This window comes from Bacillus sp. 05T22, from assembly GCF_056396765.1.
The window spans coordinates 1-11,855 of record NZ_JBFTMC010000124.1 but is presented as its reverse complement, the minus strand read 5'-3'; the positions used below and the strand labels follow the sequence as shown (position 1 = coordinate 11,855).

Here is an 11,855-nt window from a genome sequence, read left to right as displayed (position 1 = left end):
CTCCTGGGGAGGCCATACTTAAAACATGAGTAATTGGAAACTCTTCATGGTAACGGCCACCAATCAATTGATAAACAGGCTGACTTAACTTTTTTCCTATTACATCAAAACAAGCAATATCAATCGCAGCTTTTGCGGTAGGAACACCATAAATAGTTTGATTCATGATGTCATGTATCTTCTCTATATTCATTGGATTCACACCTAGCAAGGCAGGAGCTAATGTATGTTTTAAAACTTGAAGGGTACTTTCCCATGTTTCGCCTGTAACGTGATCATCGGCCACTCCTTCACCGTAACCGACAATACCTTCATCTGTTTCGATTTTTACAATGATAGAAGGCATATCATAATAAGTACCGTAGCTAATAATAAATGGATCGCGTAGTGGTAAACGAATTGCGTAGAGATGGATTGCTGTAATTTTCATTGTATAATCCACGTCCTTTGTATCATAAATGTAAAGTTGCATATATTCTTAATTAGATTAATGACGAGCAATTTTTAAAAAGAATTTTCAGAATTCTGATCTTAATTACCTTATTATATTTCAAAAGAAATGAAGGGACAATCTCTTGACATTTGTATGAATATTCAATATGTTTTTCGAAATAGGATTTTTTATAATTGAACAAACTGCTTCTAATTTAGGAAGGGGAAAGAGAATTTGAAAACAATAGGGCTTCAAGATCGTTTAAACGGAATTTTTCAGTATTTACATGAGAATCCTGAAGTAAGTTGGAAAGAATATAATACAACGGCTTATATTACTAAATTTCTAGAAAAAGAAGGGACTTCCTATAAAGTATTTGATGATTGTCCTGGAGTTATAGCAGAAATGGGGAATGGAAAACCGGTTATCGCGATTCGTGCTGATATGGATGCATTGTGGCAAGAGGTAGATGGGAAGTTCAAAGCGAATCATTCCTGCGGTCACGATGCTCATATGACGATTGCGATGGGGCTTATTTTACAATTAAAAAATGCCAGTTGGGAAAGCGGAACAATTAGATTTATTTTCCAGCCTGCAGAAGAAAAAGGAAATGGTGCTTTAAAGATGGTGGAGAAGGGTGCTGTTGACGACGCTGATTTCTTATTCGGTGTTCATTTACGACCAATTGAAGAATTACCTTTAAAAAAAGCAGCACCATCTATTCRGCATGGGACAGCGGGATTTTTAGAAGCGAATATACACGGGGATGATGCGCATGGGGCACGACCACATCAAGGTGTGAACGCAATTGATGTTATTTCTATGATTAATATCGGATTAAAAAACATCTGGCTCTCACCGCAAAAATCATACTCTGTCAAAATGACGAAATGCCAAGCTGGTGGAGATAATTTGAATATCATTCCAGGAAATGGGCAATTCGGTTTAGATGTAAGGGCAGAGAGTAATGTATTGTTAGAAGAGTTAACGAACAAGATAGAACATGTCATTCAATCAGCTGAATCAATGGGAACGAAGATTTCTTACGAATGGGTTGATATTGCACCTGGGGCAGAGGTATCGGAAGAGGCAGAACAACTCATGCGGAAAGGAATTCTTGAAATATACGGAGAAGATGGATGCACACCACCACTTTTTACTACAGGAAGTGATGATTTTCATTACTATACGGTCAAAAGGCCGCATTTAAAAGCTGCTATGTTAGGATTAGGGGCAAATTTAAAGCCCGGATTACACCACCCTTATATGAAGTTTGATCACGCTTGTATAATCGATGGAGTAGAAATAATGAAGCAAACTGTGTTGAAAGCTTTAAACTAGTATTGTTCTTATTTTTTATATTTGAATCAATTTCATAATTGATTCTTTTTCTTTGTTGGAGAGTAGAATTTCAATAGATAGAGATACAAACTAACACAAATAGTTCTCGGTATCCCTAGTAGAAAGCTTTTTGAACATGATAATTCCCTTACTTTATCGAGCTATTCCTACCTCAATAGAGAGGTAGGAATAACCCGATTGGTTAGAGTTAATCATCAGCTGATGAAACCTTTACTTTCTTCTTAAGAATTTCTTATCTTAATCCAATGATCTGATGTTGGGAAGGATACGTTCCCAAGAACGACAGCGTTTTTTGCACCTGTAGCATTTGGAACGTTACTTGCGTTACCATGGTAGGTTTCATTTGCAAGAAGAGCAAACGCTATAGCCTCTTTAGCCTCCGAAGAGTATCCTAATTCCTCTTGGGTGTAAATTTGAATTGACTCCCCGAGTAGTGATTGAATCATTTTTAGTAATGTTTTATTATAGCTGCCACCGCCTCCAATAATGACTTCATCGATTTTAACTTGTGGAAGGATAAATTTGCGATAGTTCTCTACAATAGATTTCGCTGTAAACATTGTTACAGTTGCTACTATATCGTGGCTTGAAAGATTATTGAACTTATCTAATAGTTTTTCAACATATTGCTTACCAAACAATTCTCTGCCTGTTGTTTTGGGAGGAGGGCTCATAATATAAGGATGATTTATGCAGTATGATAAGAGCTGTTCATTTATTTTCCCTTGTTTAGCTAAATTACCACTTTCATCGTATCCTATGTTAAACAATTGGCGACATACCTCATCAATAATCATATTTCCAGGTCCTGTATCAAAGGCATACATGTCATCTAGTGAAGATTGCTTAGGTAAAACAGTTACATTTCCGATGCCCCCGATGTTTTGTAACAACCTGCCCTTTGTTTCACTCCGGTAAAGAATATATTCAGTATAAGGTACCAAAGGAGCACCCTGTCCACCTGCTGCTATGTCCATAGTACGAAAATTAGATATTACGGTTGTATTTGTTTCGTAAGCAATTACCGAAGGTTCTCCAATTTGCAGAGTTGAGGGGACCAAGTTTTGTTCTTGCAAGGGCTGATGGTAAATCGTTTGTCCATGAGATCCTATAAGATCCAACTGCTCTAAAGGAAATCCAGCTTTTTTGCAAACTTCCTTGGTAGCATCTGCAAATAATTTTCCTAGTTTAAAGTTTAAACTACAAATTAGCTGCACATTAGATGTATCTACAGACAATGACTGTATAATTTCTTCTTTAACATCTTTTGAAAAAGGATGTGTTATCAATTCAATCATTTCTAACTCGGTGTTTCGTTTGCTATTATTCACACGTACAAGCACAGCATCAATACCATCCAATGATGTTCCAGACATTAATCCAACAATGTACATTATCATAACACCTACTTTACATAGATTTTTTTAATTCCTTGCTAAGCAGCAATGTCGATTCTTATAAAACCATGATGAAACTTTAGGTGGAAGTAGTAGTGATTCACCTAAAAAATTGACATTGCCAATGAACCTACTTTTTTGGGGAACGCTTTCTGTACTCAATGGTATACATCCTTTTCTTATCTTTTTAGTTTATAAAAAAAATGTAAGCGCTGACAATTAGTTATTATACTCGCTAGTTTTCTAATTGTGTAGATTTTTTGAAATTTTATTTTAAAATTATTTTTAATTATTGAAATTTATTTTTAATAGTGCTATAGTTTTGTTGAAGAAAGCGATTTCAAAGGAAGCTTTTAGATTACGAATGATAGAAGGATGATTTATATGCTAGAACATTTAACAACGGAAGGTCGTAATGAAAAGACTGTATTTTTAGATGAAATGAAAACGCTTAATTTATTGGAGGTGATGAATGAAGAAGATATGAAAGTTGCTTATTGTGTTCAAAAAGAACTTCCTCAAATTGCAAAAGCTGTAGAGATGATTGTTGCGGCGATGAAACGCGGCGGTAGATTAATCTATATGGGCGCGGGAACAAGTGGGCGCATTGGATTGTTGGATGCTGTAGAATGTCCGCCAACGTTTAATACTGATCCTAGTAAAGTAGTAGGTTTAATCGCAGGTGGAGAAAGTGCATTTATTAAGGCGGTTGAGGGAGCAGAGGATAGTTTTACATTAGGTCGTCAAGATTTAGAGAAAATCCAATTAACGAGTAACGATGTTGTAGTAGGTATTGCTGCCAGTGGACGTACACCTTATGTTATTGCAGGGTTAAATTATGCAAATCAACTTGGGGCAGGCACAGTAGCGATAAGTTGCAATAGGGAATCAGAGATTGGAAAAATTGCTGCAATTGCCATTGAAGTTGTAAATGGAGCTGAAGTACTTACGGGATCTACCCGCTTAAAAGCTGGAACTGCTCAAAAATTAGTATGTAACATGCTCTCAACAGCTTCAATGGTTGGGATTGGAAAAGTTTATGGGAATTTAATGGTAGATTTGCAGTTAACAAATGAAAAGTTGGTTGAACGTGCAAAACGTATTATTATGGATGCCACTGAATGCAGCTATGAAGTGGCAGAAAAATACTTAGTAAAAGCAAATAATCAACCTAAGGTTGCCATTGTTATGATTTTAACAAATGTTTCTTATGAAGAAGCCGTAGAACGCTTAAACGCAGCAGAGGGATTTATAAGAAAAGCAATTTAAAGCTTCTATATAAAAATATTATGAGGGGGAGTAAAAATGAAAGTATTATTTGTATGTTCAGGTGGAATGTCGAGTGCGATTGTTGTAAATGCGTTGAAAAAAGAAGGGGAAAAGCATGGTCAAAATTTAGAAGTATTAGCTGTTGGTACGCAAGAATTTGATTCAGAGGTTCGAAACGGTTGGGACGTTGCTATGGTTGCCCCACAAGTAAAACATCGATTTGATGGTTTTAAAGCTTCTGCAGATGAAGCCGGAGTCCCATGTTTAATGATTCCTGCTCAATCATATAGTCCCCTTGGTGGACCTGCTCTATTAAATTTAATTAATGAAATAAGACAATCAAATTAAAGTTGTTATTTATCTTGTTATTCGTGGGTAGTAAGACTCCTGCCTCAAGAATCAGAGAGGAACGAGGAAGATAGGTGGGAGATTACCTACCCGTAAAATCCCGATTGGTGCGGACTAACCATCATTGGGGGATGAGAAAAAACAACTGATGGAAGTTTCACTTTATTCGTTTGTGAATAGTAAAAACATAATCTAGCAAGAAATCTTAACTACTAATCAATCTAAAGGGGAAAATACAAATGAACAAATTTGTAGCTTTTTTAGAAAATAATTTATCGACACCTATGGCTAAATTGTCTGAGCAGAAACATTTACGTGCAATACGTGATGGTGTAGTTTCTGCTTTGCCATTCATCATCTTTGGGAGCATATTTCTTATCATTGCTTTCCCACCCGTAGCAGCAGATTCCGCAATAGGTCAATGGGCAGCAAAACATATCGCGGAGATTTTAATACCTTATCGATTAACAATGTTTATTATGACCCTATATATTACTTTCGGAATAGGTCATAGTCTGTCTCAAAGCTATAAGTTAGACCCTTTATCAGGGGGATTATTATCGGTAGCTGCCTTCTTATTCACAATAGGCGTAAAAATGGTGAAAGATATAGGTTTTGTATTGCCAATGACAAACCTTGGTGGACATGGGCTCTTTGTAGCGATGATTGTTTCTATATTTTCGGTTGAAATGATACGTTTATGTAAGACTAAAAATATTACAATAAAAATGCCAGATTCTGTTCCAACGTCCGTATCTCGTTCATTTGAAGCGTTAATACCAGTTACAATGGTACTCTTTATTATGACATTAATTACAGTAGTTGCAGGTGTTGATCTACATTCACTTGTTGATAAAGCTGTTGCACCACTTATTAAAGCAGGGGATACATTACCAGGCGTATTAATTCCAGTCTTTTTAATAACATTTTTCTGGTCATTCGGTATTCATGGTGTATCAGTTGTAGGTGCTGTTGCTCGTCCAGTTTGGGAAGTTTACTTAGCTAATAATTCATCGGCAGTTGCAGCTGGTACGGCAATCCCTCACGTAGCTCCTGAAACATTCTTTCAATGGTTTATTTGGATTGGTGGATCTGGTGCAACATTAGGATTAGTAATTGCGATGTTATTAACAGCAAGATCTACTTATAGTAAGACGATGGCGAGAGCAACAATTGTTCCAAGTATATTTAACATCAATGAACCTGTTATTTTTGGGATGCCAATTGTGCTAAACCCAATTTTAATTATTCCATTTATCGTGACACCATTAATTGGTGCAACAGTTGCATATATCGCAACGTCAATCGGATTAGTAAATCCAACATATGTAATGGTTCCATGGACATTACCAGCTCCAATAGGTGCCTATCTGTCGACAGGTGGCGATTGGAGAGCAATTATTCTTGTGTTAGTTAATATTACGATTTCAGTTCTTGTTTATCTACCATTCTTTAAAATGTATGATCAAAAGCTTTTAGCACAAGAAAGTCCAACAGAAACAACAGAGGGCACAAACGTAGCCTTATAAAAATATATGAAAGGGGGGTTGGGACTAATTGCTCCAAACTTCCTTTCATATAAAAGAGAGAAGGGAGATAAAAATGAATTCAACATCCAGAATTCACTTTTTTAGTTACAAAAGTGCGTTTCTATTTTTTAGTTTTATTCTTGTTTTTAATCTTATCTTTAATCCTTTAATGAATGCAGTTGGAGTAGATAAACGTTTGTCACTGTACCTAGATAATATCTTTGCAATCAGCGCAGGGTTAACTCTTGTTCTTATTTTTGTTGAAGGTAAGTTTAAAAACAAGAAACAAGCATTAATTTTGTTCTTGTCTCTATTAGTAGCGAGTGCACTGATTTGTTACCCAATTGTTTATGCGTAAATGAAAAAAGTAAGTTATCTAAAATGAGGTGTTAGTGAAATGGGAAAGCGAAACGGAATAAAAATTGCCACAATTGGTGGTGGATCTAGTTACACGCCAGAATTAATTGAAGGCTTTATTAAACGTTATGATGAGTTACCAGTTAGAGAACTTTGGCTAGTGGATATTGAGGCAGGAAGAGAAAAGCTTGAGATTGTAGGAAATCTAGCAAGAAGAATGGTAGAAAAAGCAGGAGTTCCTATGGAAATTCATTTGACGCTAGATCGTCGTCAAGCTTTACAGGATGCTGATTTTGTGACAACGCAGATGAGAGTTGGTTTACTAGACGCCCGAATTAAAGACGAGCGTATTCCTTTGCAACTAGGGTTAATTGGGCAAGAAACAAATGGTGCAGGAGGCTTATTTAAAGCGTTACGAACGATTCCCGTTCTTCTAGAAATCGCAGAAGAAATGCAAAAACTTTGCCCAAATGCATGGTTAATTAACTTTACAAATCCAGCTGGAATGGTAACAGAAGCCCTTCTTCGTTACAGCAAGCATAAAAAAGTAATCGGTGTATGTAATGTACCGTTTAATATGCACATGTCTATTTCAAAAATGTTAGGTGTTGAAATGGAGAGGGTACACATTGATTTCGCTGGACTAAACCATATGGTATTCGGAATACACGTATATGTTGATGATCAAGAAGTAACAGAGAAAGTGCTTGAAATGCTAGGAAATCCAGAGATACAAATGACAATGAAGAATATTGCCCCACTTCCTTGGAATCCAAGATTTTTGAAATCATTAGGTGTAGTACCTTGCCCGTATCATCGTTATTATTACAAAACAAAAGATATTTTAGATGAAGAATTAGAAGCATTTAAATCAGGGAGAACGCGTGCTGAAATTGTCAAGAAACTAGAAGAAGATCTGTTTGATTTGTATAAAGATGAAAAACTAGACATTAAACCTCCACAATTAGAGAAGCGGGGTGGTGCATACTACAGTGATGCAGCATGTAATGTTATTTCTTCTATCTATAATGACAAAAAAGACATTCAAGTATTAAATATCCAAAACAAAGGCGCAATTAATGAGATCGATTATGATTCAGCGGTTGAAGTAAGTTGTATTGTGACAAAAAATGGACCGGTTCCTATGACAATGGGGAAATTGCCAGTTCAAGTTCAAGGATTAATTCAGCAAATCAAATCATTTGAAAGAGTAGGTGCTGAGGCAGCAGTAACGGGTTCTTATGATAAGGCTTTATTAGCTTTAACGATTAATCCACTTATTCCAAGTGATGATTTGGCTGAAGCTGTATTACAGAAACTATTAGAAGCCCATAAAGAGTATTTGCCTCATTTTTTTAGATGATTAGGAGAATAATAAATTTAACATTAAAGAAAAATTGAGACCTGAGATTCTCTGAAACATAAATTCAGTTAGAGAATGTCATGCCCATACTTTACTACGATTTGGAGTGTTATGATATGTCAACGGAAATCAATAATAATGAAATGGAAATTTTTGAAATTATTTCTCATGGTGGAAATGCAAGAGGTTTAGCTTATGAAGCATTAACAGCTGCAGAGGAATTTGACTTTGAAAGGGCAACGGATCTTATTAACCAAGCTGCAGAAGAACTTAGCTTGGCTCATAAGACACAAACAAAGTTAATTCAAGCTGAATTGAACGGAATTCCAAGTGAAAAAACATTGCTAATGATTCATGCTCAAGATCACTTAATGACCGCGATAAGCGAACAAAAATTGATTGAACATATGATTCGTATCATAAAAAAACTGGCGCCACAACAATAATTGGGGATGTAGGAAGGTAAAGGTGATGTAAAGATGAGAAAATTAGGTATCTCCATTTATCCAGAACATTCAACTTTAGAAAAAGATATGGAGTATATTGCACTTGCACACAAATATGGATTTAAAAAAATCTTTACTTGCTTGTTGTCAGTAGAAGGTGATAAAGAACAAATTATGAGGGAATTTAAAGAAACAATTGCATTTGCAAATCAATTAGGTATGGAAGTAATGGTTGATATCTCTCCTCGTGTATTTGGAGATTTAGATATTTCCTATAATGACTTATCATTCTTTGCTGATTTAGGAGCGTACGGAATCCGTCTAGATATGGGGTTTACAGGAAATGAAGAGTCCATCATGACATATAATCCTTATAATTTGAAAATTGAAATTAATATAAGTAATGCAACGCATTATTTAGATAATCTCATTGCTTATAAGCCTAATAAAGAGAATTTAGTAGGCTCACATAATTTCTATCCTCATCGTTATGCGGGGTTAAGCTATGCTCATTTTCTAAAATGCTGTGAGCAATTTAAACACCATAATATTCGTACAGCAGCGTTCATTAGTTCACACGCAGCAACTTACGGACCTTGGTCAGTAACAGAAGGTTTATGTACATTAGAAATGCATCGTGAATTACCAATTGTAACGCAAGCCAAACACTTATTTGCAACTAGAGTAATCGATGATGTGATTATTGCTAACGCATATGCATCAGAGATTGAATTAGAAGCCCTGAGTACATTAAACAGTGAATTGCTAACGTTTAATATAGAACTATATGACACAATTACAGAGTTAGAGAAAAAGATTGTGCTGGAAGAATTTCATTTTTATCGTGGAGACGTTTCTGAATACCTTATTCGCTCGACTCAATCACGTGTAAAATATAAACGAGAAGAATTTAAACCAACCTATACCCCTGATATTAGAAGAGGAGACATTTTAATTGAGAATGAGCTCTATGGACAATACAAAGGTGAATTACAGATTGCGTTGAAAGACATGGAGAATTCAGGTAAAACGAATGTGGTTGGCCGGATAGTTGAAGAAGAAATTTTTCTCCTTGATTATCTCAATCCTTGGGAGAAATTCCAATTTTCAATTTAGTAATTTTATCGAGAACAACCTCAAAGTAAGGGAAAGGGAAGGGACAGAACGATCCTTCCCTTTTTATTTATCTTGTTATTTACGAGCAGTAAGATCCTCACCTCAAAATTCAACAATAGCAAAGAAGGTAGGTGGTGATAGGATGCCCGTAAAAGTCCGATTAGTGAGGGTTAATTAAATTTTCACTTTATACAAAAGGAGGAACCTATATGAGTTATATTATTGGAGTAGACGGTGGAGGTACTAAAACGGAAGCGGTAGCTTATAATTTAAATGGTGAAAAAATAAGTGAAGGTAAAGCAGGGTACGGGAATTTACTTTTAGATGAAAAACAAGCTATTCATAATATTATTGATGCGATTGAACAATGCTTAGTTCCTTTAAAAAAGGAAGAATGCCAGTATATGTGCCTAGGGTTGGCTGGGTATGGAGGGGTTAAAAATACAAAAGGTATAAAAGATGCTCTTTCTGAGGCGTTTAATATTCCGTTTACGATTGTAAATGATGGAATTATTGCACACGCTGCTTTACTAAAAGGGAAAGATGGTATTTTAACAATTTCAGGAACTGGTTCTGTTAGTATTGGAATTCATAATGGTATTGAAAAATTAGCAGGTGGTTGGGGACATATTCTTGGAGATGAAGGAAGTGGCTATTGGATTGCTATGCAGATTTTTATTAAAATGACGCAAGAGGAAGATGAGGGTGGAAATTATAGTGACCTAACTAAGTTGATACTAACAAAACTTGGTTATCAGAGTGTACTAGAATTAAAAACATTTATTTATTCCTCAACTAAAGCGGAGATCGCGTCATTTGTTCCAATAATCGTTCAACAAGCAAAAGCAAGTGATAATTTTGCAGAGAATATTCTCAAGCAAGCGGGCCATCACCTTGCCAAGACTACGCTTGCTGTTTGGAGGAAACTAAATTTTGATAACAATGTTACAATTGCTATTAAAGGGGGTATATTAATTAATATACCGTCTGTACAAACCTCCTTTATTGAAAATATTAAACAAGAAAAACCGGAAGTCCAATTTATTTTAGAAGATGTATCATCTACATTAGGGGGGTATTACTTAGCTCTGAAATATATGAGTTAATTAAAAGTTAAGGGAGCAATTCAATATGCATGTTGTAAATATATTGTTAAAAATTGAAAGTTTGTTACATCAATTACCAAAATCTGAAGGGAAAATAGCACAATATATTTTAGATAATCCTCAAGAAGTGATTAGAATGACTATACATGAATTAGCTGCGCATGCTAATGCGAGTAGTTCGGCGGTCACTAGACTTTGCCGTTCTATTGAAGTTGCTAGTTTTTCGGAGTTAAAGGTATCTCTATCATCGTATATCTCACAACCAGAGAAGAAAGGTTTTTATGATATTGAACCAAATGAAACAATAGCGGAAATTAAAGAAAAAATAGTTTCCAACTCTGTACAAGCGATACAAGAAACAGCGATTTATTTAGATGAAGTTATTCTTAATCAAATTGTTGAAACTATGAGAAATGCTGATGTTATTTATGCCTATGGATTAGGAGCTTCATGGCTTGTTGCAGAAGATATTACTCATAAATGGTTACGTTTAGGAAAGATTGTAAGTGCAAATCAAGACGCACATATCATGGCGACAGCACTTGCTGCATCAACAAAAAATTGTGTTTTTTTCAGTATATCTAATAGTGGAGAAACTGAAGAAGTACTGCAACTTGTTGATATTGCTAAAGCATCTGGTATTCAAACAATTGGGTTATCGCGATTTGGTAATAATAGATTAACTAACAAAGTCGATATGTCTTTGCAACATGTTCGTGCACCAGAGGCAAAATTTCGTAGTGCAGCAACTAGTTCGTTATTTGCACAATTTCTGACGATTGACATTATCTTTTATGCATATGCATCAAAATATTATGATGAAAATATTAAAGAAATTGAACGTTCAAGAGAATCGGTATTAAGATTCACAGGAAAAAATCCTTCTAAGATATAAAGCGTAATAAATCTCAGTACAAATTATTTACCTGTGATTTTCGCTGCTTAGTTATTGAACTGCTACTTAAAGAGCCTATGTCTATTTGAAGTGAACCCGAATAGTGGTACATGAAAAAAACACCTCCTGAATTCGCATACTAAGTATGCAAATTCAACGGAGGTGTTTTTCATTTGAAAGAAAGAGTACATTACCCAGAAGAAATAAAGTGGAAAGTGATTGAGATGAAAAAGG

The 11,855-nt window shown here is 35.4% G+C and carries 12 protein-coding genes; 10 read left to right on the top strand and 2 right to left on the bottom strand.

Going from position 1 to position 11,855, the window contains the following annotated elements; translation table 11 throughout:
- The coding region (locus AC1DIT_RS24200; protein WP_476998460.1) for a mandelate racemase/muconate lactonizing enzyme family protein at positions 1–430 on the bottom strand (430 nt) is incomplete at its 3' end.
- A gap of 237 nt (positions 431–667) precedes the next feature.
- Here AC1DIT_RS24200 and AC1DIT_RS24195 point away from each other — a divergent pair.
- Positions 668–1,774, top strand: coding sequence for a M20 peptidase aminoacylase family protein (locus AC1DIT_RS24195; RefSeq protein ID WP_476998459.1), 1,107 nt, complete (start codon positions 668–670; stop codon positions 1,772–1,774).
- A 242-nt stretch (positions 1,775–2,016) separates the two neighbouring features.
- On the opposite strand, the gene anmK is transcribed toward AC1DIT_RS24195, so the two are convergent.
- Positions 2,017–3,189 (bottom strand): anhydro-N-acetylmuramic acid kinase AnmK, encoded by a 1,173-nt coding sequence (gene anmK, locus AC1DIT_RS24190; RefSeq protein ID WP_016112862.1) that lies wholly within the window; start codon positions 3,187–3,189, stop codon positions 2,017–2,019.
- 378 nt (positions 3,190–3,567) lie between these two features.
- Here anmK and murQ point away from each other — a divergent pair, with 378 nt between their 5' ends.
- The 9 genes from murQ to AC1DIT_RS24145 all read left to right on the top strand — a co-directional run bounded on the left by murQ (position 3,568) and on the right by AC1DIT_RS24145 (position 11,621).
- Positions 3,568–4,461 carry an N-acetylmuramic acid 6-phosphate etherase gene (murQ, locus tag AC1DIT_RS24185; RefSeq protein ID WP_255255002.1) on the top strand — a complete coding sequence of 298 codons (894 nt, stop codon included), beginning with the start codon at positions 3,568–3,570 and terminating at the stop codon, positions 4,459–4,461.
- Positions 4,462–4,497: 36 nt separating this feature from the next.
- Complete coding sequence (locus AC1DIT_RS24180; protein ID WP_016112864.1) at positions 4,498–4,809, top strand: PTS sugar transporter subunit IIB; 312 nt, start codon at positions 4,498–4,500, stop codon at positions 4,807–4,809.
- A 239-nt stretch (positions 4,810–5,048) separates the two neighbouring features.
- Positions 5,049–6,338 (top strand): PTS sugar transporter subunit IIC, encoded by a 1,290-nt coding sequence (locus tag AC1DIT_RS24175; protein WP_016132510.1) that lies wholly within the window; start codon positions 5,049–5,051, stop codon positions 6,336–6,338.
- A gap of 73 nt (positions 6,339–6,411) precedes the next feature.
- A complete protein-coding gene (locus AC1DIT_RS24170; protein WP_016132511.1) occupies positions 6,412–6,696 on the top strand; it encodes a hypothetical protein in 285 nt (94 codons plus the stop codon).
- 39 nt (positions 6,697–6,735) lie between these two features.
- Positions 6,736–8,058, top strand: coding sequence for a 6-phospho-beta-glucosidase (locus AC1DIT_RS24165; protein ID WP_016112867.1), 1,323 nt, complete (start codon positions 6,736–6,738; stop codon positions 8,056–8,058).
- Between the two features lie 116 nt (positions 8,059–8,174).
- A complete protein-coding gene (locus tag AC1DIT_RS24160) occupies positions 8,175–8,504 on the top strand; it encodes a PTS lactose/cellobiose transporter subunit IIA (RefSeq protein WP_016132318.1) in 330 nt (109 codons plus the stop codon).
- Positions 8,505–8,537: 33 nt separating this feature from the next.
- Positions 8,538–9,620, top strand: a complete 1,083-nt coding sequence (locus AC1DIT_RS24155; protein WP_016112869.1) for a DUF871 domain-containing protein — start codon at positions 8,538–8,540, stop codon at positions 9,618–9,620.
- 209 nt (positions 9,621–9,829) lie between these two features.
- Positions 9,830–10,726, top strand: coding sequence for an N-acetylglucosamine kinase (locus tag AC1DIT_RS24150; RefSeq protein WP_016112870.1), 897 nt, complete (start codon positions 9,830–9,832; stop codon positions 10,724–10,726).
- Positions 10,727–10,751: 25 nt separating this feature from the next.
- Positions 10,752–11,621 carry a MurR/RpiR family transcriptional regulator gene (locus AC1DIT_RS24145; RefSeq protein WP_016112871.1) on the top strand — a complete coding sequence of 290 codons (870 nt, stop codon included), beginning with the start codon at positions 10,752–10,754 and terminating at the stop codon, positions 11,619–11,621.
- Positions 11,622–11,855: the final 234 nt, after the last annotated feature.